This window comes from Bacillus sp. EU63, from assembly GCF_038592915.1.
Lineage (GTDB): Bacteria > Bacillota > Bacilli > Bacillales > Bacillaceae > Bacillus > Bacillus velezensis.
In genome coordinates, this window is record NZ_CP151944.1 from 1763711 (window position 1) to 1790549 (window position 26839).

The 26839-nt window shown below is 50.2% G+C and carries 1 protein-coding gene and 1 pseudogene; both read left to right on the forward strand.

The window, feature by feature from the left end:
* Nucleotides 1–5: 5 nt before the first annotated feature.
* Nucleotides 6–10539 (forward strand): annotated as a pseudogene (locus tag NYE38_RS08830) (SDR family NAD(P)-dependent oxidoreductase).
* The gene (locus NYE38_RS08835; RefSeq protein WP_224446952.1) at nt 10529–26830 is read left to right on the forward strand and encodes a non-ribosomal peptide synthetase; all 16302 of its coding nucleotides are present in this window, start codon (nt 10529–10531) and stop codon (nt 26828–26830) included. The pseudogene NYE38_RS08830 and the gene NYE38_RS08835 overlap by 11 nt, the downstream one beginning before the upstream one ends.
* The last annotated feature ends 9 nt before the right edge of the window (nt 26831–26839 follow it).

Genomic DNA, 26839 nt, shown 5'->3' on the forward strand with positions numbered 1-26839 from the left:
AAGGAATGATATCGGAAAAAATCAATATCTCACTGGATCATCCCATCATGAAGGGCCATATGGTCTTTGGTGAAGCGGTATTGCCCGGTCTTGCTTATATCGATTTGATTTATCAGGTTTTTCAGGAACACGGTTATGTATACAATGAGCTCGAATTGAAGCACGTTACGATTTATCAGCCTTTAACCGTCAGTGAAACGGCTGCAATCATTCTGACCATTCAATGTTCTGATAGCGGAGATGGAAAGTGGCTCATCTCCCTTTCAGGGCAGAAACAGCAAGGTGACGAGCTGTCAGACAATATACAATATGCGACGGCTGAAATGGTGAAAAGAGACGCTGTCACATTTGACGAAACCATTGATTTCGGCGATGTGAAGCAGTCAGGCAGATCTCTGAATCTTGATGACATGTATAACCGCTGCCTGGATCATGACTTGGTTCATTCCGGCATGATGAAATCGAACGGACGATTGTACGAAACAGAAGGCGGCATGCTGGCTGAGCTTTCTTGCGAAGAAGGAAAAGATTTCTTTTTATTCCATCCGGCCCTTTTGGATGCGAGCGGAATCGGGGCGAGCGGTTTGCTTTCTGAAACAAACCGGCTTCACCTGCCTTTATATTATGAATCGTTCACGGCCGCCGACAGGCTGCAATCAGAGTGCACGGCGCGTATCGCCGCTTCCGGCGTCCGTCAGGAAAAAGAACTCACAACGATGACGATCGAGTACTTCAGCCGATCCGGACAAAAGGTGGCGGAGCTTAAAAACATTACGGGAAAAGCGGTTCGGCTCGAAGAAGACGCGAATACAGCCGAACAGAATCAACAGGCTGCAGCTGAGCCGGAAAGCACAGATGAAAAAGACATCATTCTGTTTTTAAAGAAGCTTTTGGCTGATAAGCTTGGTCAGCCTTGGGAGACGCTGGACGTTCTTGCAGGCTACTATGAGCTTGGGCTGGATTCATCTTCTTTGCTTGAGATTGTACAGGATATCAGTAAAAAGACGGGTGCGGACCTCGCGCCCACTCTTCTCTTTGAATATACAAATATAAAAGAACTCGCAGCCTTTTTGAAAAAGACCGTTTCATTTGAATGTGCGGAACGTGCAGCCGAACCATCACGGTCTGAAGCTGAAGCACCGGACGCGCCAGAACATCATAAAAACACCGGAGACATCGCGATTATCGGAATGGCCGGCCGCTATCCGAAAGCGAAAAGTGTGGAGGAGTTTTGGGAAAACCTGAAGGCAGGCACGGATTGTATCACTGAAGTTCCGAAGTCCCGATGGGATTGGCAAACATATAAAAACGTAACGTCCCCGTCAGGAAAAACAGTATCAAAATGGGGCGGTTTCATTGACGATGCCGACTGCTTTGATCCGCAGTTTTTCAGAATCTCACCGCGTGAGGCGGAAACGATGGACCCGCAGGAGCGCCTGTTTTTAGAAACATGCTGGGAAACGATTGAAGATGCGGGGTATACGCCTGAAACGCTGGGAAATAAAGGGGAGAAACAGCATCCGATCGGCGTATTTGCAGGGGTGATGCATAAAGATTATTCCTTAATCGGCGTAGAACAATTATCTGAAACTGATCCTTTTCCGGTTTCACTGAATTATGCGCAGATCGCCAACAGAGTGTCCTATTATTGTGACTTCCACGGGCCGAGCATCGCGGTGGATACCGTTTGTTCCTCATCATTGACCGCCGTCCATCTGGCCATTGAAAGCATCCGCCGCGGCGAATGTGAAGCCGCGCTTGCGGGAGGGGTGAACTTGTCGCTGCACCCGGCGAAATATCTCAGCTACGGAAGCGTGGGCATGCACTCAAGTGACGGCCGCTGCCGTACATTCGGCGAGGGCGGGGACGGCTACGTTTCCGGAGAAGGAGTCGGTGCGGTATTGCTCAAGCCGCTGGAAAAAGCCGAACAAGACGGCGACCGCATTTACGCGGTCATTAAAGGAAGCGCCGTTAACCACGTAGGGAAAGTAAGCGGAATTACCGTCCCGAGTCCTGCTGCACAGGCAGAAGTCATTAAGGCCTGTCTGAAAAAAGCAGGTATCAGCCCGCGGACCGTCAGTTATGTGGAAGCCCATGGCACGGGTACTTCGTTAGGAGACCCGATTGAAATTGAAGGTCTGTCAAAAGCGTTCAGCCAAGGGACGCAGGATCAGCAATTTTGTTCCATCGGTTCGGTCAAATCAAATATCGGCCACGCAGAATCAGCGGCGGGGATCAGCGGGTTAACAAAAGCGGCGCTGCAGCTTCATCACAAAACGCTTGTCAAATCACTGCATTCTGCGGAATTAAATCCTTACCTGAAATTTGAGGGATCTCCTTTTTACGTACAGCAGCAGACTGCTCCGTGGAAGCAGCCGGCAGCCGAAGAAAACGGTAAAGTCACACATTATCCGCGCCGGGCCGGACTCAGTTCCTTCGGTGCATCAGGTTCGAATGCCCATATCATTTTAGAAGAATACATTCAGCCTGAACAAAAAGCGCCTGCACCTGAGAACGATGCAGCAAAACTCATCCCGCTGTCAGCAAGAAATAAAGACAGGCTTCTGGCCTATGCGGAAAAACTAGCCCGATCGCTTTCAGAAAAGACGGTGCTGTCTGAACTGGCTTATACTCTTCAGACAGGACGTGAAGCAATGGAGGAGAGAGCTGTCTTCCTTGTAAATGACACCCGCGACTTGAAAGAAAAGCTGAATGATTTCGTAAAAGGAAACGAAAACATCCCCGGTCTTTGGCGCGGACAAGCCGAGCTGCCGGAACTGAGCGAACCCGCTCCCGAGACGGATGATCCGAGACGGCTTGCCGAGTTATGGGCAGAAGGGAAAACAGTAGATTGGAATAAGCTGTACGGTTCATATAAACCGCGTAAAACAAGCGTTCCGACGTATCCGTTTGCAAAAGAACGCTATTGGATTCCGCAGCAGAAAAAACAGGAGAAAAGCCCGTCAGGAACAGTGCTGCATCCGCTTTTACAAGAAAATACGTCAGATTTTTCGCAGCACGCTTCACGTCTCTTTTTACGGGAGATGAATTTTTCCTATCTGACCATGTCGTCAACGGACAAAAAATACTGCCGGGTGTCGCCTATTTGGAAATGGCCGCAGAGGCGGTCAAAAAGGCCGCTGCCGTGAAGGAAAAAGGCCATAGCGTCACACTCAGGCAGGTTGTTTGGGTCCGTCCGGTCATGATTGAAGACAAACCGAAAGAAATACATATTGCCCTTTACCCAGAAGATAATGGTGAGATTACCTATGAAATATACAGTGAGGCGGAAAACGACGAAGATCCGGTTATTCACAGCCAGGGTGAAGCGGTCATTACCGAACAGGGCAGCGCCCAGATAGATATCGAGTCTGTCAAAGCTTCCTGCAATTTAGGAATCGTGACTGCGGAAGAATGTTACGGTGCTTTTGAGAAGATCGGTCTGGATTACGGAGAGGCATACAGGGGCGTACAGCAGTTGCTGCTTGGAGAAGACCGATTATTGGCCCGTATTTCACTCCCGGCTGCCGTACATGACAAAAAAGAACAGTATACGCTTCACCCGAGTATGATGGACGCCGCTTTTCACGCCTCCGTCGGTCTGCTTGTCCGGTCGATACATGACGATGCAGACAGCCACGAGCTTTCTTTGCCGTTTGCGATGCAGGAAGTGGAAGTGTACGGACCGTGTCCTGAACATATCTGGTCATATATCCGGTACACAGAAGGCAGCAAAGCAGATGACAGCGTAAGAAAATTTGACATTGATATGTGTGATGATGCCGGTACGGTTTATGTCCGGATGAAAGGCGCGTCCGTCCGGGCGCTTGACACAGGCCAAACAGCGGGCGGAGAAACCTCGGAGGCGCCTGTCGGCCATACGATGCTGATTCCGGCTTGGGAGCCTGTTGCGCTTGAAAAAGCCGGGGAAGCAGCGGTGGATAAGCAGACGGCAGTATTCAGCGGAACGGATTCGAGACATACGCGCATAAAAGAACATCTGCCGAACGCTTCCTATTATCCGATCAGAAGCACGGATGATATCGCATCTCTTACGCACATGCTTGAAGGACAAAAAGAACTGGAGCAAATCATTTGGCTTGCTCCGCAGGCTGAGAGTGCTGACAGCCTCAAGGAACAGGAAAGGAACGTTCTTCATGTGTTCAAGCTGATGAAAGCATTACTTGCCTTAGGGTACGGAGAAAAACGTTTGGACTGGTGCATCGTCACAGCAAATGCCCAGCCGTTTTCGGATCAAGACAGCGCCGACCCGTCACAAGCCGCAGTCAGCGGACTTGCCGGAACAATGGCGAAAGAATATCCGCATTGGCATATCCGCATGATTGACACAGAAACGGACGGCAGCTGGCCGATCGAAGAGGCGCTCAGTCTTTCTGCCGGGAAAAACGGTCAAATTTGGGCGTACCGCAATCAGCAGCTGTTTGAGCGGCAGCTGATCCCGCTTGACAATATGCCGACAAACGGCACGCTGTACCAAACAGGCGGGGTTTATGCCGTGATCGGAGGCGCGGGGTATCTTGGCGAGGCATGGAGTGAATACATGATCCGCCGCTACAAAGCACGCATCATTTGGATCGGAAGAAGCACACTGAATGATTCCATACAGGCGAAACTCGACCGGCTCAGCGCATTCGGCCCGGCGCCTGAATATGTTTCCGCCGATGCCGCTGACAGTTCTTCCTTAGAGCGGGCTTATCAGTTCATAAAAGAGCGCCACACAAAAATAAACGGCGTTATCCACTCGGCAATGGATCTGTCTGAGCAAAGCTTAAATAATATGAAGACAGAAGAGTTCAAATCGGTGCTGCGGGCAAAAGCCGATGTAAGTGTGTCCATGGCTGAGGTATTCGGACGGGAGCCGCTTGACTTTGCGCTCTTCTTCTCCTCGCTTGTGGCATTTATTCATAATGTGAAACAAAGCCATTATGCCGCAGGATGCGCCTTCAGTGACGCATTTGCGAAAGAACTTGCTCAGAAATGGAACTGCCCGGTCAAAGTCATGAATTGGGGCTATTGGGGCAACAGCGAAGCGGCTGAAGACGGCAATTTTATTCAGCTGATGGATCAGATCGGATTGGGATTGATCGAACCGGACGCTGCGATGGAGGCGCTTGAAACACTTATGACGATGCCGGTTGATCAAGCAGCCTTCATTCATACGACAAAACCGGTCGCAGTAGAGGGGATGAATGAACGAGAAACGATTTCCGTTTATCCGCCTCAGCCGCTTGTAACCGGACAACAGCCGAAGGCCGCTCCGCCCGGCGCACGTCTTGTAAGAGGGGCTGAACATCAGGAGCTTGATGATTTTCTGTATCAGCTTTTGATCGCCCAGCTTAAAGAAGCAGACTTGCTGACGCCGCAAAGCCTTAAAGCGTATGAGCCTGAACACGAATATTTTAAAAAATGGCTCGATCAAACGATCACCTTCCTTCTGGAACACGGCTATCTGGAAGGGAATGCCGATTCATTTACACTGTCAGCCCGCGCCGAAAAAACAACCGCCTCGCTATGGCGAAAATGGGAGCAGGAAAAAGCGGAATGGCTCAATAACGCTGATACAAAAGCGATGACTGTTTTAGCCGAGACGATGCTTAAAGCACTGCCGGACATTCTGCGCGAAGACGTGCCGGCCACGGATATCATGTTCCCGCACTCTTCAATGGAACTTGTTGAAGGAATTTATAAGCACAATCAAGTCGCGGATTACTTTAACGACGCCCTGTCAGATACATTAACGGCCTATGTGAAAGAAACCATCAGTAAAAACTCAAAAACTGCCATCCGTATACTGGAAATCGGAGCGGGCACAGGCGGCACAAGCGCAGGCATATTTGAAAAGCTTAAGCCGTATCAAAACCATATAAAAGAATACTGTTACACCGATGTATCGAAAGCTTTTCTCGTGCATGCGGAAACAGAATACGGCAAACAGAATCCTTATCTGACTTATAAACTTTTTAACGCGGAAGCGCCGCTTTCCGGTCAGGACATAGAGCCGGGCGCATACGACATCGTCGTTGCGGCCAATGTGCTTCACGCGACGAAAGACATACGCCAGACGCTGAGAAACGCCAAAGCCGTTTTAAAAGACAACGGCCTGCTGCTCTTAAATGAAATGGCGGGAAACAGCCTGTTCCCGCATATTACTTTCGGGCTGCTTGAAGGCTGGTGGCTGCATGAAGATTCTGACCTTCGTATTCCGGGATGTCCGGGCTTGTATCCAAAAAGCTGGAAGCGCGTGTTAGAAAGCGAAGGCTGGCATTCTGTCTATTTCCCGGCAGAAGCGGCACATGATTTAAGCCATCAGATTGTAGCGGCAAAAAGCAACGGCATTGTCCGCCAAAAAACGCTTAAAGCAGGAGGCGTAACACCGGCCGCACTGCCAAAAGCAGCACAAGCGCCGGAACTTCAGCCGCAAACAACGGCCGAAAAAAGCGATACAGCTTTAACAGAAAAAAGCACTGAGTACTTAAAAACGTTAATCGGAGAAACGTTAAAAATTCCGCCGGCTCAAATTGATCCGAAAGCGCCGCTTGAAAAATACGGAATTGATTCTATCGTCGTCGTACAGCTGACAAATGCGTTACGAAATGTGTTAGACCAAGTCAGCAGCACCTTATTTTTTGAATATCAGACGATCGAGGCTCTCGTCGGCCACTTAATCAAAACAAAAAAAGCCGCGATGATCAAACTGACGGGACAAGCGCCTCTTCATGAAGAACCAGAGGCGGCATCCGAACCGCAGGCTGTACAGCCGGCTAAGCCGCTTCGCACTGACTGGCGGCGGAGAGAAAAACGGGCAGCCAAAGAGGCCGTCCGGCAAAGTTCGGTTCGCGACGTGGCCATCATCGGCGTTTCAGGACGCTACCCGCAGGCAAAAACAGCGGCTGAGCTTTGGGCTAACATTAAAAAAGGAAAAAACTGCATAGAAGAAATCCCGCAGGAACGCTGGAACTGGCAGGATTACTACGATGAAGAAAAAGGTAAAGAGGGCTCTATTTATACGAAATGGGGCGGATTCATTGAAGATATGGACAAGTTTGATCCGCTGTTCTTTCAGATTTCTCCATTGGAAGCGGAGCGCATGGACCCGCAGGAGCGATTATTTTTAGAAACGGCGTATGCGAGTATCGAGGATGCCGGCTATACGCCTGACAACCTGTGCCAAAGCAGAAAAATCGGTGTTTTTGCCGGCGCGATGAACAAAAACTACCCGACAGGCTACGGCTACTGGTCCATTGCCAACAGGGTATCTTACCTTTTTGATTTCCAAGGGCCGAGCATTGCCGTTGATACAGCCTGCTCTTCTTCTTTGACGGCCATTCATCTGGCGCTTGAGAGCCTATACAGCGGTTCAAGCGAATGCGCGATTGCTGGGGGCGTAAACATAGTGACCGATCCGATCCATTATATGAATCTGTCAGTCATGAACATGCTTTCCGCAGGTGACACGTGCAAATCGTTCGGAGACCGCGCGGATGGTTTTGTCGACGGAGAAGGGGTGGGCGCGGTCGTGTTAAAGCCGTTAGACCGAGCGATTGCCGACAACGATCACATTTACGGTGTGATTAAAGGAAGCACCATTAACAGCGGAGGCAAAACGAACGGATACACGGTTCCGAATCCGAATGCGCAGGCCGCCTTAATAAAAGAAGCTTTCGAAAGGGCAAACGTTCCGGCGCGCACCGTCAGTTATATTGAAGCCCACGGTACGGGCACCGCATTAGGAGACCCGATTGAAATCGCCGGATTAACGAAAGCATTTGAAGAGGATACAACAGACAAACAGTTTTGCGCCATCGGCTCCGCAAAATCAAATATCGGTCATTGTGAAAGCGCCGCGGGCATTGCGGGTCTGACAAAAATATTATTCCAGCTGAAAGACCGCCAAATTGCGCCGTCCCTGCACGCGGAACAGCTGAATCCGAATATTGATTTCGCGTATACGCCGTTTGCCGTACAGCAGGAGCTCGGTGAGTGGAAACGTCCCGTCATCGGCGGCAGAGAGCTTCCGAGAAGGGCGGGGTTAAGCAGCTTCGGCGCGGGAGGAGCAAACGCCCACCTCGTCATAGAAGAATATACGGCAGACAAAGAGCCTGATGAAACGCTGGCAGATCAGCCCGCCATCATCGTCCTGTCCGCGAAAAACAGCGAACGGCTCACTGAAAAAGCAAAACAGCTCAGAGACGCCATCCGTGAAAAAAGATACAGCGGCAGCGACCTTATGAGCATAGCTTTTACTCTCCAGACGGGCCGGGTGCCGATGGAAGAGCGTCTCGGCTTTATCGTTCATTCACTTCATGAACTTGAGGAAAAACTGAATGGATTTATCGCCGGACAAAACAGCGCCGGACTGCACCGTGACGGCACGGAAGAAAACAAACGGATGCTTGCCGTATTTTCGGCGGATGATGATATGGAAACAATCATAGACGCTTGGATCAGCAAACGGAAATATTCTAAGCTGCTGAGCTTTGGGTAAAAGGATTGGACATCGATTGGGCGAAATTATACGGAGACCGTCCTCCGGCCCGCATCAGCCTGCCTGCTTATCCGTTTGCGAAAGAACGCTTCTGGCATCAGCAGCCTGTACAAAGCAAGGCCGCGCCCGTTAACGCGCCGGCTGACGAAAATGATCCGGCGGAGCAGTTTGAAGTAATGACTTTTAGAGAAGTTCTTAAAGAACAGGCTCTGCCGGCAGCCGGAGAAAAGCAAGTCAAAACGGTGATTTCTTTCTTATCTGATCAGAAGAAGCAGCAGGAAGCCGTCTCTGTGGTCAAATCGTATGACAGTGACATTGACGTTATTTTTATCGCTCAGGGAGACCGGCATGAGGCTCTGTCCGCCGGCCGCTGCCAAGTGGTGCGGGAAGATCCGCAATCATATGTGAACGCTTTTGCGGATATTCAAAAAGAGTACGGTGAGGCTTCTGCCATTTTGTATTTATGGGCGCTTGAAGATAAAAGCTGCATCGAAGATTATTCATGTATCGTTCATATTCTTAAAGCAATGGCTGAGACCGGTCTGCAGCCGGAAAGGCTGTTATTGGCGGGGGAATATGCATCCGGTCTGGAAAGGTGCTACTTGGAATCATGGATCGGCTTTGAGCGTTCGCTCGGCATTGTTCTCCCGAAAACAAGTGTTACCGGCCACTTCAGAAAAGCCGGTGCGGCCATAACGGACTGGATGAGAACCATTTGGGACGAGCTGAAAGCTGAAACAGACCATACTGTTTTCTTGGAAGAGGGAAAACGATATGTCTATCACACCGAACCAACCGGACTAACGAAAGAAAACAGCAGGATCAGAACCGGCGGAACATATCTCATTACAGGCGGATTAGGAGGGCTCGGCTACTTATTTGCCCGCCATCTCGCCCGGAACTACCAGGCAAATGTCATTCTCACGGGGCGGTCGCCGATCAATGAAGAAAAGAAAGAAAAAATGAAAGATCTGGAAAATCTCGGCGCGGGTGTTCTTTACGCCGAAGCCGATGTTTGTGATCCGATCGGAATGGGCGACTGCATCAAGCGCGCGAAAGAACGATTCGGAGCCATTCACGGCGTCATTCATGCGGCGGGCATCGAAAGCAGAACATCCGTCTTTGAAAATGAAATCGGGAATTTCCGCAGTACGCTTGAACCGAAAATAAACGGAAGCCTGCTTCTTGACGAGTGGCTGAAAAACGAAACGCCTGATTTCATCTGCTACTTTTCATCCACATCGGCTGTTTTAGGGGATTTCGGCTGCTGTGATTATGCGGTCGCGAACAGGTTCCAAATGGCGTATGCCCGCTATAAAAACGAACAATCCGAAAGCGGAAACGCTTTTGTCATAAACTGGCCGCTCTGGAAAAACGGCGGAATGGCCGTCGGCGGTGAAGAGACGACGGGCATGTACCTGAAATCAAGCGGTCAGCGCCTGTTAGAAACAGATGAAGGCATTGAGCTTTTTGAGCGCATCATTTCTCAAGACAACACCCAGTGCCTTGTCATTGCCGGCGAAAGAAGCCGTGCCGAACGATTTTTAGGCATACGGCGGGACGATTCATTAAAAACGGATGCGCTTTTGGAAACCGTGAGCCGCCGCATCCCGGAAGAAAGCGCGGAAAAACGGCTCGAAGCGGATTTGAAAGAGCTGATACACAGTCTGCTGAAAATATCCAAAGATAAACTCGTCCTGCATAAAAACTGGGCGGAATTCGGATTTGATTCCATCTATTTAGCCAAATTTGCCGCTCTTTTGTCGAGTCATTACGGCATTGAAGTCACTCCGGCGTTATTTTACAGCTATGCCACGCTCGGAGACGTCATCAGCTATTACCTGACAGAACATAAAGAAACGATCGAAACGTTTTACCGAACGGAAGAAACCGAAACAGAAGCCGCCGCTCCGGATAACAAGGAGTATACGGATCAGGAGATCATCGCCATGATGAAACAGGTCTCTGAGGGGACATTAGATTTTAAAAGAGTGCAAGACATCATAGAAGGGAGTAAGACCTATGAATCATAAAGAACTTCTCGATGCCTACAGATCAGGAACGCTCACCATCGCTGAAGTAGAACAAAAGCTTCAGGCTTTCAAGCGGACAACTGCAAAACGTCCGCTTTCTGAAGGCCAGAAAGGTTTGTGGATGCTTCAGAAAATGTTTCCGGAGATGAGCGCATATAACATTCCGTTATGCTTTCGTTTTCAAAAGCTGGATGTCGAGACATTCAAAAACGCCCTTTTGTCCGTGCAGCGCCAGCACCCTATTTTGACCAGTGTGATAAAAGAGGAAAACGGCCTTCCGTATCAGATAGAAGATACGGATCGGCATTTTCCGATTGAAGAAATGGATCTTTCCGAATTAAGCGGGCGTGATGCGCTTACGTTTATTAAAGAAAAAGCAAAAGAACCGTTCTCGCTTGAAACCGGGCCGCTCCTGCGTGTTCAAGTATTCCGGCGGGCGAAGCGGGAGCCGATTGTGTTAATTACCATTCACCATATCATTTTTGACGGCGTCTCTCTTATGACGTTTATGTCGGCGCTGCTGGACGCTTATGTAAAAGCAAGTGAAGGCAAAGAACCTGTCATGCTTCAGCAGGCCGCAGATTATCATGACTTTGTGAAATGGGAAAAAGAGCTGCTGGAAAGCGAAGCGGGAAAAACGCATCTGTCTTATTGGAAAAAGCAGCTGAAAGGACCGCTGCCGGTGCTTGAGCTTCCGTCGGATTATCCGAGATCATCGGTTCAAACTTGCAGGGGGCAGGCGTATCAGCGCTTGCTTCCTGATGAACTGAACCGGCAGATTAAAGTTTGTGCCCAAAAAAATAATGTCAATGAATCCGTTGTGTATCTCGCTATTTTTAAAGGACTGCTCTATCAATATACGAATCAGGAAGATGTCATCGTCGGCATGCCGACGATGGGGCGTTCTGAGGCTCAATTTGAGTCTGTCATCGGATACTTTATTAATATGATCGCGGTCAGAAGCAGGGAGACGGGCGCCAAATCTTTTACGTCGTTTTTGAAGGAGCTGCAGCTGACACTGGCAGAAGGGCTGGACCATGCCGCGTATCCGTTTCCCGCGCTTGTAAAAGAATTGAAGACGGAACGCTCGCCTGCGGTGTCGCCTGTTTTTCAAACCGCGTTTTTCTATCAAAACTTCTTCCGGACAGAAGGAGCGGAAAAGCTGGCGGAACTATATCAATCACTCGGCATTGAAATGATAGAAGACATTCATCAGGAAGGCGAATTTGAGCTTGCGCTTGAAGTCTATAAAAAAGAAACGGGAACCGTCCTGCAATTTCTGTACAACCCGGATGTCTACAGCCCTTCTTTCATCGAACGAATGGCGGAGCATTATATGAAACTGGCAGAAAAGGTGCTTTCTGATCCGGAGATCGCTTTTGAAGCATGTTCCGGCCTGCTTAATCAAAAACGTGAAGCAAGCCGTTCATCCCATCAGCCGAATGAGCGCTGCATTCATGAAGTGTTTGCGGAAAAAGCCGGACGCCACCCTGACAGAGAAGCCGTCACATTCGGTGAAAACAGTCTTACATATCGCGAATTAGATGAACGAAGCACGGCGCTCGCTGTGTACCTGCAAGAAAAGGGCGTCACACCGGAATGCCCGGTCGGCATTTGTACGGAGCGTTCTTTTGAGATGGTCATCGGCATCCTCGCCATTTTAAAAGCGGGAGGCGCGTATGTGCCGCTGGACCCGGCTTTTCCAAACGAACGGATGGCGCACGTGTTGACTGACAGCGGCGTTTCAATCGTATTAACGCAGGAAAAGACGCGCGGCATGATTGAACAGTTGGCCATCGGCGGTGTGAGCACGGTGGAAATTGAAAACCGCGGACGTTCTGTCAGAGGGGCACAACTGACGCCGCGTTCAAAACCGCATCATCTCGCTTATATTCTATATACATCCGGAAGCACGGGAAAACCGAAAGGCGTCATGGTTGAGCACAGAGCCATCATGAATACGCTGCAGTTTTTAGAAGCTGAGTACCCGGTCGCTCAAGAGGATGCCTATTTGTTAAAAACGAATTACGTATTTGACGTTTCGATTTCTGAATTATTCGGCTGGTTTATCGGAAACGGACGGCTTGTCATTTTGCCGCCTGGTGCAGAAAAAAATCCGCAGCTTTGCATGGAATACATCCAAACCCACCAGGTCACGCATCTGAATTTTGCGCCCGCCGTGTTTAATGTATTTCTGGAAACGGTAAAGCGGCATACGGCATTTACAGAAGACGGCCCTGTGAAGTATGTGATGGTGGCAGGTGAGGCGTTTCCGAAAGATTTAGTCAAAAAGTCAGTTTCCATCTTCAAACATGCCAGAATTGAAAATATATACGGCCCGACGGAAACATCCATTTATGCCGCTTACTACAGCTGCGGCCAAAAGGAAATCACAAGCAGGAATACGCCGATCGGGAAACCGATTCACAACACGCGGCTTTATATCGTCGATGAAAAGCTCAGCCCCGTTCCTGACGGTGTGGCCGGGGAGCTTTGCGTGGCCGGCGCCGGTCTGGCCAGAGGCTATTACAATCAGCCTGAGCTGACGGCGGCATCATTTATTGATAATCCGTTTAGTGAAGGAGAAAAACTTTACAAGACAGGTGATTTGGCCAGATGGCTGCCTGACGGAAATATAGAATATGCCGGCCGGATTGACAGTCAGGTGAAAATCCGCGGCTTCCGCATCGAATTGGGAGCGATTGAAACGAAATTGAGCGAACATCCGGATATCCTTGATCAGGCGGTAGTTGTTCAGGAAAAGAACGGACATAAAAAGCTGATTGCTTATTATACGGCCCGCTCCGGTCATACGGCAGATGAAAAAGCGCTCCGCAACCATCTTTTATCGAGTCTGCCGGATTATATGGCGCCTGCCCATTTTATCCGTCTGGATGCGCTGCCGTTAACACCGAGCGGAAAAGTGAACCGCAAAGACCTAAAACAGCGCAAGGTAATCGTTCACCGGTCTGAAAAGACGGGCAGACTGCCGTTATCAGAAGCGGAAGCGAAAGTGACCGCAATATGGGAAGACCTGCTGAATACGGCGGGCATCAAAACCGAAGACGGCTTTTTCGATGTGGGAGGCGACTCGCTTCTGGCTGTTGCAGCGGCAGAACGCATTAAACAGGAGCTGGAATGCGATTTTACCGTCACGGATTTATTCGAACACTCTACCATTCAGGCGATCAGCCGATTTATTGTTGAAACAAAACAGGCAGCTGAATCAGAGGTGCCCGGCCAAGATGAAAGAGAAAAAGAACATACACCGCAAAACGGGATGCCGTCTTACTTTGAAGACAGTGTGGCGATAGTGGGGATTTCCTGCCAGTTCCCCGGTGCGAAAAATCATCATGAGTTTTGGAAGCAGTTAAGAGAAGGAAAAGAAAGCGTCCGTTTCTACTCGGAAGAAGAACTTCGGGAAGCCGGTGTGCCTGAGGATTTGATCGAAAATCCCGACTATGTGCCGGCATTATCGACGATAGAAGGAAAAGATCTCTTTGACCCTGAGTTCTTTCACATTTCTCCGAAAGACGCAGAATTTATGGATCCTCAGCTGCGGCTTCTGCTGCTTCATTCTTGGAAAGCCGTCGAGGACGCGGGATATGTATCGAAAGAGATTCCGAAGACAAGCGTATATATGTCGGCAAGCAATAATTCGTATCGGTCGCTTTTGCCGGAAAAAACGACAGAAGGCCATGAATCTCCCGACGGCTATGTGTCATGGGTGTTAGCGCAGAGCGGCACGATTCCGACGATGGTTTCCCATAAGCTCGGATTAAAAGGGCCAAGCTATTTCGTTCATTCCAATTGCTCATCATCATTAGTCGGTCTTTATTCAGCCTATAGAAGCATAACGAGCGGAGAATCAGAATACGCGCTCGTCGGCGGAGCAACTCTGCATGCAGCGGCCGGCATCGGCTATGTGCACCAAAACGGATTGAATTTTTCAAGCGACGGGCATGTTAAAGCATTTGACGCTTCAGCCGACGGTATGGCGGGCGGAGAAGGAGCGGCCGTCATTCTGCTGAAAAAGGCGTCACAAGCAGTTCGGGACGGAGATCACATATACGCCATGCTCAGAGGCATCGGTCTGAACAATGACGGAGCGGATAAAGTCGGTTTTTACGCACCGAGTGTAAAAGGTCAGACTGACGTCATCCAGCATGTTTTAGACAGCACGAATATTCACCCGGAGACGATTTCCTATATCGAAGCGCACGGCACAGGAACGACATTGGGTGATCCGATTGAGATGTCCGCGCTGCAGCAAGTGTATAAACGTTACACGGACCGGGAGCAGTATTGCGGGATCGGCTCCGTAAAAACGAATATCGGACATTTGGATACAGCAGCAGGTCTGGCCGGGTGCATCAAAGTCGCCATGAGTTTATATCACCGGGAGTTGGCGCCTACCATTAATTACACGTCACCGAATCCGAATATCAAATTCAGCGGTTCGCCGTTTTATGTGGCGGATAAGCGAAAACCGCTTCCGGAGAGAGAGACGCCGCACCGCGCAGCGTTAAGCTCATTCGGACTCGGAGGAACAAACGCACACGCCATTTTTGAACAGTACGAAAACAAAGCGATCAGCGGATCAAAGGACGGACAGCCGCCTTTTATCGTTCCGCTGTCAGCGAGAAATAAGCAGCGTCTTACTGCCTATGCATCTTGTTTATCCGGCTTTCTGGATGAAGCCGAAAACGATGTTTCCTTGCATGATCTGGCATTTACGTATCAGACCGGACGTGAAGCGATGGAAGAGAGAGCCGTTTTTATCAGTCATGATCGTCACGATTTGAAGCGTCAGCTGCAGGATTTTATCAACGGCAATGACCAAAACATCTTACGGGGCGAAAAAGTGAGAAGCAGAGAAGTGTCAGCTCAGGAGATGGAAGAGCTTGCGTCATGTCAGACACGGGATGAAAAGCTGAAAGCACTCGCGGCGCTCTGGGTTGAAGGAGCGCGTGTCGATTGGGGCTTATTGTATCAGGATTCCGCGCCGCAAAGAATCAGTGCGCCGACCTACCCGTTCGCAGAGGAGCGCTTCTGGCCGGAGGAAACTGTGAAGCAAACGGATACCAAACTTTTGCATCCGTTGGTACATCAGAATACATCTGTCTTGCAGGAGCAGCGGTTCAGTTCGGAATTCACGGGAAAAGAGTATTTTATTGCCGAGCATATCATTAAAGGAATGGCGATCGTGCCGGCTGCCGTTACTCTTGAGATGGCACGGGCCGCGGCGGAGAAAAGCATCGGCGGGGCAACAGAGGAATCTCTGGGCCTGCGCTTAAAGAATATTGTTTGGGTCCGCCCGGTGATAGCCGATCAGGACGCTGTCCGTGTCCATATCGGACTTTATGAAGAAGAGGACGGACAGATTCATTACAGAATGTACGGGGGTAACGATTCTATCGGTGAAGAAGCTCCTCTTTATAATCAGGGCATCGCTGAAATCATCCGGAAGGAACCGGAGGAAGCGGCGGATATTGAGCAGCTGAAGCGCCGGTGCACACAGGGAATAATCGAATCTCAAGCGTTTTACAAAGGAATGATCGGTGCTGATTACGGGCCCGGATACAAAGGGGTGCAGCTTGTATACAAAGGAGAAGACCGGCTGCTTGCTAAATTGAAGCTTCCTGAATCCGTCTCTCATACAAAAGCTGATTATATCCTTCATCCGAGTATAATGGACGGTGCGCTTCAGGCCGCCGAATATTTACAAAACGTGACGAGAGCGCTGCTTGCAGAAAGCGGGGAACCATTCAAAGCCGCATTGCCGTTTGCTTTAGAGGAGCTGGACGTTCTGAATCCGTGCGCTGATGATATGTGGGTGCACGTCACATTCAGTGCGAACAATAAAGCCGGCGATCCTATCCAAAAAGCCGATATTGATCTATATGACAATAACGGCGGGCTTTGTGTGCGGATGAGAGGTTTCTCAACGCGGATCATGGAAGAAAACGCGGGTGCCGGCATTTCGGTCAGCCGTACGGACACATTGCTCGCTGAACCGGTCTGGAAAGAGCAGCCGGAACCGGCGGCCCACGAGCCTTCGTATGAAGAGCATATCATTTTCCTTTGTGAGTACGATGAAGCTGTAAAACAGGCCGTGGAAGCAAAGCTTGAACATGCAAGCGTCATTATCTTGGACGATCGTCCCGCATCTATTGCAGAGCGGTATCATTCTTATGCGGGTCAGATGTTTGACCATATCAAAACCATAATGAAAAGCAAGCCGATGGGCCGCGTTCTTCTTCAGGCTGTTACGCGGTCAGCAGGCTTACAGCAGGTGTTCTCAGGCATTACCGGACTCTTCAAAACCGCATGCCTTGAACATTCCAAGCTGATCTGTCAAATGATCGAAGCCGAGGAGGAAGAAAGTGCTGAAGGCATAGCGGAAAAAGCGTCCGAAAACCGTATGCATGCCGAAAGCGTCCATGTGAAATATGAAAACGGCAAGCGCTTTGCCGCTGGTTGGGGAGAAATGGATATACCTCGAGCGGAGCCGGACATTCCGTGGAAAGACGAAGGCGTTTATCTCATTACAGGAGGTGCGGGAGGTTTAGGTCTGATCTTTGCAAAAGAGATCGCAAACCGTACAAAAGATGCCGTCATCATACTAACCGGCCGGTCCGCTCTCAGAGAAAAGCAGAAAGACATGCTGGAAACAGTACGTGCTGCCGGCGCTTCTGTTTTCTACGAGCAGACTGATGTCACGGACGAAGCAGAAGTATACCGATTGATCCGCAATATCCGCAAACGGCACGGCAAGCTGGACGGGATTGTTCACAGTGCCGGCATTATAAAAGACAACTACATGGTGAAGAAGACGGCAGAGGAATACCAACACGTTCTCGCTCCGAAAGTGAAGGGCCTTGTGTATCTTGATGAAGCGTCACAACATGAGAAATTAGATGTCTTTATTGTCTTTTCATCTTTATCAGGTGTGCTTGGAAGCGTCGGCCAGGCTGATTATGCGTCTGCAAATGTCTTTATGGAGATGTATGCCGAGTACCGCCGTTCTTTACAAGCCGCAGGACAAAGATACGGAAAGACGCTTTCTGTCAGCTGGCCGTTATGGAAAGAAGGCGGAATGCAGGCAGGAAAGCAGACGGAAGATATGCTGATGCAGGAGGCGGGAATCGCACCGCTCGGCACAGATGCCGGCATCAAGGCTTTATATCAAGGCTTGATGAGCGGGACAGCCCGGATGACGGTTGTTGAAGGAGATGTGAAACACATGAAAGCAAAACTGTTCCGCAAAGAGAATGATCATCCGGAAGCAGAGACCGGCGTACGTCATGACATTGATGCTGACAGCCTGCTTGAAAAAGTGAAGCATCTGTTAAAACAGCAGACGGCCTCACTGTTAAAAGTAAACATTGACAAAATTGATCCTCATGAAGAAATGACAAAATACGGGCTGGATTCTATCTCGATGACTGAGTTTACGAACCAGTTAAACAAAACGTACCGGCTTACGTTAACGCCGACGATTTTCTTTGATCATCCGACAATCCATGAATTTGCCGTTCATTTAATCAGTGAATACGAAGAGGAATTTGCCGGACGGTTTGCGGTAAATACAAAAACGGTTCAATCGGCAAGACCGGTAAAAGAGACTCAAATCACGCGCCCGGCCGTTAAGCGACGCCGCACTCTGCCTGAGACACTTCCGCAGACAGTGCAGCGGGACCAAGGGCCGGAACCGATCGCAATCGTAGGCATCAGCGGGATTTTCCCGATGGCAGAAGACATTGAAGCTTTCTGGCAGAACCTGAAAGAAGGCAAAGACTGCATGACCGAGATTCCGAAAGACCGCTGGGACTGGCGGGACTATTACGGGGATCCCGCAAAAGAAGCCAATAAAACAAACGTCAACCAAGGCGGGTTTATTGACGGAATTGCTGAATTTGATCCATTATTTTTCGGGATTTCACCCCGGGAAGCGGAGCAAATGGACCCTCAGCAGCGCCTCTTGCTGACGCACGCGTGGAAAGCGATCGAAGATGCCGGGTATGCGTCAAAGAGTCTCTCAGGCACAAAAACAGGTGTGTTTATCGGGACCGGAAATACCGGCTACGGTTCTCTTTTAGCCAATGCCGATGCGGAGATTGAAGGGTCATCCGCGGCGAATACAAGTCCGTCTGTCGGACCGAACCGTGTCAGCTATACGCTCAATCTGCACGGGCCGAGCGAACCGATTGATACCGCCTGCTCAAGCTCGCTCGTTGCCATACACCATGCCGTTTCTTCAATTGAAGAAGGAACGTGCGACATGGCTTTGGCGGGAGGAATCAATACGATTGTTCTTCCGGATGTGTATATCAGCTTTGATAAAGCGGGCGCGCTGAGTAAAGAAGGAAGATGCAAAACGTTCTCTGATCAGGCTGACGGTTTTGCCCATGGTGAAGGAGCCGGTCTCTTTTTCCTCAAAAAGCTGAAAGCCGCTGAGGCGGATGGGGACCATATTTACGGCGTCATTAAAGGAAGCGCGGTGAATCACGGCGGCCGCGCGGCATCTTTAACAACGCCTAACCCGAAACAACAGGCGGAAGTCATTAAAGCCGCATACAAAAAAGCGGGCATTGATCCGAAAACAGTCTCTTATATCGAAGCGCACGGCACCGGAACAGAACTGGGAGATCCCGTTGAAGTTAACGGACTGAAACAAGCGTTCAGCTCGTTTGCAGACGGAAAAGAGAAAGCGGCCGCCTATTGCGGCTTAGGGTCGGTCAAAACGAATATCGGCCATTTATCCCTTGCCGCGGGAGCAGCGGGCATTATTAAAATTTTGCTGCAGATGAAGCATCGGACACTAGTAAAAAGTCTCCACTGTGAGACGGTAAATCCGTACATTCAGCTTGAAGACAGCCCGTTTTATCTGGTGCGGGAGACGATGGAATGGAAGACGCAGACGGACGAACGCGGTAACGAACAGCCGCGCCGCGCGGGCATCAGCTCATTCGGCATCGGAGGCGTAAATGCCCACGTCGTCATCGAAGAATACATCCCAGAAGACAGAGAGGAAGCAGATGATTCTCATATCGATCCATGTCTTTTCGTTCTGTCCGCCAAAAATGAAAAACGCCTGAAAGAGCAGGCAAAACAGCTGAAACGTGCGCTTACTGAAAAACGGTACGATCAATCCTCCCTCGTTTCTATGGCATATACCCTCCAAATCGGAAGGGACGCCATGGAAGAACGCCTGGCGGTTATTGCCGGATCCGCAGAAGAACTGCAGGAAAAACTGTCACAGTTTATCACTGGAGATAAGCACGCGGACTTGTACAGAGGAAGAATAGACAAAGGCACGCTGCAAATGCTGACGGAAGATGAAGAAATTCAAGAAGCCGTTGAAAAATGGATGGCCCGCGGCAAATACGCGAAGCTGCTTGAATTGTGGGTCAAAGGGCTGAACGTCGATTGGGCGAAGCTGTATGGAGACCGGCCGCCTAAACGTATGAGCCTGCCGTCGTATCCTTTTGCAAAAGACCGCTATTGGGCGGCGAAACATACCGGAAAACACGAAAAAACAAGCACTGTATCTGCCGGAAAACAAGACGCGCTTCATCCGCTTCTGCACAGAAATACTTCAAACCTTGCAGAACAGCGGTTCAGTTCAATCTATACAGGAAAAGAATTTTACCTTGCGGACCATGTTGTAAAAGGCGTACCGATTTTACCGGGAGTGGCACATCTTGAAATGGCGCGCGCAGCAATGGAACAGGCATCTGAAGTTCCGGCCGGACAAGGAAGCGTCAAGCTTAAGAATACGGTTTGGGTGCGGCCGATCACCATTGAAGACGAGCCGGTTCATGTCAACATCCGTCTCATTCCTGAAACGGCAAATGACGTTCAATTCGACATTTACAGCGGCCGGGAAACAGGTCAGCCGTCCGTTTACAGCCAAGGGGCAGTATCAGTCCGCCCTGACGCCGAGGCTCCGGTCATTGATCTCCAAAAGCTGAGATCACAATCCGCCGAGACACCGTTTTCTGCAGATGAAGTGTACGATATGTACCGCAAAATCGGTTTTGATTACGGCCCGGCTTTCCGGGGTGTCAAAGCGATTTATACAGGTGGTGATTTCGTATTGGGCAGACTGTCACTTGATGCGGCTTGTGCGGACACGGTACAGGAGTATGTCATGCATCCGGGCTTAATGGACTCTGCATTGCAGGCATCAAGCATATTAACCGGAACAAATGATGAGAAACTGATGCTTCCGTTTGCGGTTCAGGAGCTTGAAGTATTCAGCGCATGCGCTGCCGAGATGTGGGTTTACGCCAGACTTTCTGAAGACCACAAAGCCGGCCAGATTGAAAAACGCGATCTTGATATTTGTGATGAAAACGGCAAGGTTTGCGTAAGGCTGAAAGGTTTGTCATTCAGAACGGCTGAAAAAGAACCTGAGAAAAAAGAAAAAGCTCCGGAAACGCTCATGCTTGAGCCGGTATGGAGCCGAAGCGATAAAACCGCCGTTCAAACGGAACCGGTTTTTGCCCGGCATATCGTGTTGCTTTGTGACACAGACGCCGGATTGAAACAAGCCGTTGAAGCCGCGGGAGCTGAATGTATTGAAATGACCTCCCAGCACGGGAAAGCGGCGGCGCGCTTCCGTGATTATACAGGACGGATATTGGAGACGCTGCAAAAACTGCTGAAGGAAGAGACGGATGGAGACGTCCTCATCCAGACGGTTCTCTCTAAAACTGATAAGCATCAGCTGCTCTCAGGGATTTCAGCTCTGTTAAAAACAGCCGGCCTGGAACATGTAAAACTGAAAACCCAGCTGATTGAAATAGAACCGGCGGAAAACGGAAGAATCACAGACATCATCAGAGAAAATAAAACACGGGCTGATGACAGCCATGTCAAATATGAAAACGGCATCCGATACAGCGCAGATGTCAAAGAAACGGCCGTGTCCGGCGGCAAAATACGCATTCCGTGGAACGACGGAGGCATTTATCTCATTACCGGAGGAGCCGGGGGCTTAGGCTTTATTTTCGCGAAAGAAATCGCCCGCAAAGTCAAAGAGCCGACACTGGTTTTGACAGGCCGTTCCGCTTTAAGCGAGAATCAGCGGATGCAGCTGCAATCGCTTGAATCACTCGGAGCAAAAGCGGAATACAAGCAGGCTGACGTAACAAACGCTCAAACTGCGGCAGACCTGGTCAAAACAATTGAAACGGAATATGGCGGCCTTCACGGCATCATTCATAGCGCGGGTGTGATGAAAGATCAGTATATCGCAAAGAAAACAACCGAAGAGTTTTACAGTGTATTGGCTCCTAAAACGGACGGATTTGTCAACCTTGATGAAGCAACCGAGCATTTAGCGCTGGACTTTTTCATTGTTTTCTCATCCATTTCCGGCGTCACCGGGAATGCGGGACAGGCGGATTATGCGGCGGCAAACGCATTTATGGACAGCTATGCGGCATACCGCAACGCACTGGTTACCGCAATGTACCGCCACGGTCACACATTGTCGGTCAATTGGCCGCTGTGGAAAAACGGCGGAATGCAAGTCAATGAAGAAATGGCGAAGCTCACCGAAAAAAGAACCGGCGTAACGCCGATGCGCACTGAAACGGGAATAGAAGCTCTTTACAAAGCATGGAGCACGGGGAAAACAAGCGTGCTCGTCATGGAAGGAAACCGAGACGTAATGCGGGAAAAGCTGCTTCAAAAGACTCCTGCAGCCGCTTTTGCACCGGTTAAGAAAACGGATGCAACGCCTGCGCCGAAAGACTTGACGGCAAAACTTCAGGAATTGCTGGCAAAAGAGGTTTCCGGGCTTCTGAAAATAAACATTGAAGAAATCGATATCGAATTGGAGTTTAATCAATACGGATTTGATTCCATTACGCTGACGGAATTCGCCAACAAGCTGAATGACACTTATCAGCTTGATCTGACACCGACCGTATTTTTTGAATATGCGACGATTCAAGCCCTGGCGCATCATTTAGCAGAAGACTATCAAACACAATTTGCCGGCAGCACACAGCCGAAAGAAGAAAAACAAAGCGGCGTAACTGATGATGGCGGCATCAGACTGGCAGGGAACAAACGATTTGCAAAAACTGCCGTACAGCCTGTTCAGACTGCGGCTGAACATAAACCGGAACCGATCGCTATTGTCGGCATGAGCGGAGTGTTTCCGAAGGCCGCAAATATTGATGAGTATTGGCGCAACTTAGAAGAGGGAAAAGATTGTATAACAGAGGTTCCGGCGGATCGCTGGGACTGGCGTGAGTATTACGGTGACCCGCTTAATGAAGCCAACAAAACAAATGTAAAGTGGGGCGGATTTATTGACGGAGTTGCGGATTTTGATCCGCTGTTCTTCGGAATTTCACCGCTGGAAGCCGAACAGATGGATCCCCAGCAGCGCTTGTTAATGATGTATGCGTGGAAAGCGATAGAAGATGCGGGATATTCCGCTAAAAGCCTTTCCGGCACGAAAACAGGCCTGTATATCGGCACGGGGAATACCGGATACGGCTCACTGTTTTCCGACCTGGATATCGGCGGTGCGTCAGCCGCAAATATGAGTCCGTCAGCGGGGCCGAACCGCGTCAGCTATATGCTTAATCTGCACGGGCCGAGTGAACCGATCGACACGGCTTGTTCCAGCTCGCTGGTCGCGATTCATCACGCCGTATGCGCCATTGAAAACGGGAACTGCGATATGGCGATCGCCGGCGGCGTGAATACTGTCGTCACACCGCAAGGCCACATCGCTTATGACAAAGCCGGCGCTCTGAGCAAAGAAGGGAAATGTAAAACGTTCTCCGACAGGGCGGACGGATTTGCCGTCAGTGAAGGTGCCGGAATTCTGTTTTTGAAAAAGCTGTCAGAAGCGGAAAAAGCGGGAGATCATATCTACGGTGTCATTAAAGGCAGCGCGGTCAACCACGGCGGACGCGCGAACTCCTTGACGACACCGAACCCGAAAGCCCAGGCGGAAGTCGTCAGAACGGCTTATGACAAAGCAGGCATTGATCCGAGAACAGTCACTTATATAGAAGCGCACGGAACCGGAACGGAGCTTGGCGATCCGGTCGAAATCAACGGCCTGAAATCCGCCTTTCAAAAGCTGTACGAAAAAACAGGCGATTCCGCCGTTTACGCGAGTCACTGCGGTCTGGGTTCGGCCAAAACCAATATCGGCCACCTGTCACTGGCAGCCGGTGTCGCGGGTGTGATCAAAGTGCTGATGCAGATGAAGCATAAAACACTTGCAAAAAGCCTCCACAGCGAGGTCATCAACCCGTATATCAAGCTGAAAGACAGTCCGTTTTACATCGTACAGGAAAAAAGAGAATGGACGGCATTGAAAGACGAAAACGGCAATCTTCTGCCGCGCCGTGCGGGAATCAGTTCTTTCGGCATCGGCGGCGTAAACGCCCATGTCGTCATTGAAGAATATATCCCGAAGGAAGAAAGAAAAACAGCTGTTTTCACACACCCTCAAATCTTTGTGCTGTCGGCCAAAGAAGAAGAACGTCTGCAGGAACAGGCGCAGCAGCTGGCGCAAGCTTCTTTTACGGATGCGGATCTTGCCGATGTTGCTTACACGCTTCAGCAGGGGCGTGATGCCATGGAAGAAAGAGCGGCCATTATCGCTTCCTCGGCCGAAGAACTGCGGGACAAGCTAAAGAGCTGTGCGAAAGGACGTTATGATATAGCGGGCATTTATAAAGGAAAAGCGGGTAAAACCTCCCTGAAATCCATTCTGGCAGGTGCAAACGGCGAGGCGGATATCGAAGAGCTGATAAGCCGCCGAGAGAATGACAAGCTTGCGGAATTATGGGTGCAGGGCGCGGATATCAAATGGGACGGCTTATATTCTGATATCAAGCCTCAACGGCTGAGTCTTCCTGCTTACCCGTTTGCGAAAGAGCGGTACTGGATCACGGACAACCGGCCGAAAGCAGAGAAACCGCAAGCTGTGCCGACGTCGCGGGTGCTGCACCCGCTGCTTCACGAAAATGTATCAGATTTAACAGAGCAGCGGTACCGATCCGAATTTACGGGACAAGAGACGATTTTCACCGATCATCTTATTAAGGGCAAGCCGGTTATGCCGGGCGTTGCCTACTTGGAAATGGCTAGGGCGGCGGTTGCTCAGGCAGTCAAAGGTCAAAAGGAACGTCCTTCTGTCACCCGCCTGAAAAACATCGTTTGGGTTCGGCCGATCGAAGCGGGAAACCGCCCGATTGAAGCGCAGATCAGCCTGAACCCGAGGGAAAACGGTGAAATCGTGTATGACGTTTACACGGATTCACAAACAGAAGCAAGCGGCAGGCAGATACACTGTCAGGGGGCTGCCGGCATTCTCAGCGCCGGGGAGGCTCCGCACCGTGATATAGGCGCACTGAAAGCTCAATGCGGCCTCAGTATACTGACTTCTGAACAGTGTTACGGCTTATTCAGCAAAATCGGCATTGACTACGGTCCCGGACAACAAGGAATTCAGCAGATTCATATCGGAAGCAATCAAGCATTGGCTGAGCTCCGGCTGCCTTCCTTCCTCGAAGAAACGGCAGATCAATACGTTCTTCACCCGTGTATGCTTGATTCAGCTTTACAAGCGACAATCGGTCTGAAGCTGCACGCAGATGATAACCAGCTGTCACTGCCGTTCGCCCTTGAAGAACTGGACATTTTCAGCCCGTGCACGACAAGCATGTGGGCGTATGTCAGCTCCCGGGGAACGGATGAAAAAATACAGCGTATGGACATTGACTTATGCGATGAGACAGGCCGGGTCTGTGTCAGAATTAAAGGGATTTCTTCCAGAATGATGGAAGGCCCCGCGCCGGAAACATCATTAAATGGAGCAAACCTTCTGGCTCCGGTGTGGGATCTCGCGGAATTCCGTGATCAAAGCCCGGCATATAAGACGGAAGAGGTTGTCTTTATCGCGGGGGATGAGGAAAGCGCGGTTTTTCAATTGCATCATCCTTCTGCGAAACGGCTTAATATCAACCCGGAGGATGAAATAGAGGCTGTTGCGGCTGAACTGAAAGCAACAGGGTCTTTCGGGCATATCGTATGGATCGCTCCTTTTCACAGCGCTGACGACATGGTAAAAGCTCAGGATGCGGGCGTCATCCAGATGTACAGAGTGATTAAGGCAATGCTTGCTTTAGGATACGGAGGCAAGCGAATCAGCTTGACTGCAGTCACAATAAAAACACAGTCCGTACAGCCGGCGGACATTATTGATCCGGCTCATGCAGGCATTCACGGTTTGGTCGGCTCGCTCGCAAAAGAGTATCCGAACTGGCAAACAAGGCTGATTGATGCCGGATGTCCGGAAGATGTTTCAAAGGCGGAGCTGTTCTCAGCGCCGTTTGATGAGCAAGGCAATACATGGGCGTACCGGAACAATCACTGGTACAAACAGCGCCTTATTCCTGTACAGCAGCCGGTGTCAAGCCGGCCCGCTTACCAACAAGGCGGCGTTTATGTCGTCATCGGCGGCGCGGGGGGCATCGGCGAGGCATGGAGCGAATATGCCGTGAAAACATATCAGGCGCGAGTCGTTTGGATCGGCAGACGAAAACATAACAGCGCCATCCAGGAAAAAATCGACAGACTCAGCCAATTCGGCCCGGCGCCGATTTATATTGAAGCTGACGCGGCAAATCCGAATGAGCTCACACGGGCGTATGAAACGATCAAACGCACGCACCCGCAAATTAACGGAATCATCCATTCCGCAATTGTTTTAGAGGATCAGAGCCTGAAAAATATGCCGGAAAGCCGTTTTAAAAGCGTGCTCGCTGCAAAAGTCAATGTCAGCGTGAATATGGCCCGCGTGTTCCAAAATGAGCCGCTGGACTTTGCTTTGTTCTTCTCATCTGTTCAATCATTTGCACGAGCGGCCGGACAAAGCAATTATGCTGCCGGGTGCAGTTTCAAAGATGCCTTTGCCGCTCATTTGGCTCAAGTCCGGCCGTATTCGGCGGCAGTGATGAATTGGAGCTACTGGGGCAGTGTCGGAATCGTATCATCTGCCGATTATCAAGAACGGATGAAACAGGCGGGAGTCGGATCAATTGAAGCGCCCGAAGCAATGGCGGCGCTTGAACGATTGCTCGGCGGCCCATTGAATCAGTTCGTCATGATGAAACAGGCGGAAGAGCCGGAGGAAAAACCGGAAGAAATGATAGAAGTATACCCTGAACATCACGGCTCGGCGATGCAAAAACTGCGAAGCTATCAGCCTAAAGTAACAAGACATGTACAACAATTGAGTTAAGGAGGGGAC

Bases quoted from the DNA above. Each gene is read 5' to 3' on its own strand.
- NYE38_RS08835 (WP_224446952.1), top strand. From the start codon at position 10,529: ATGAATCATAAAGAACTTCTCGATGCCTACAGATCAGGAACGCTCACC.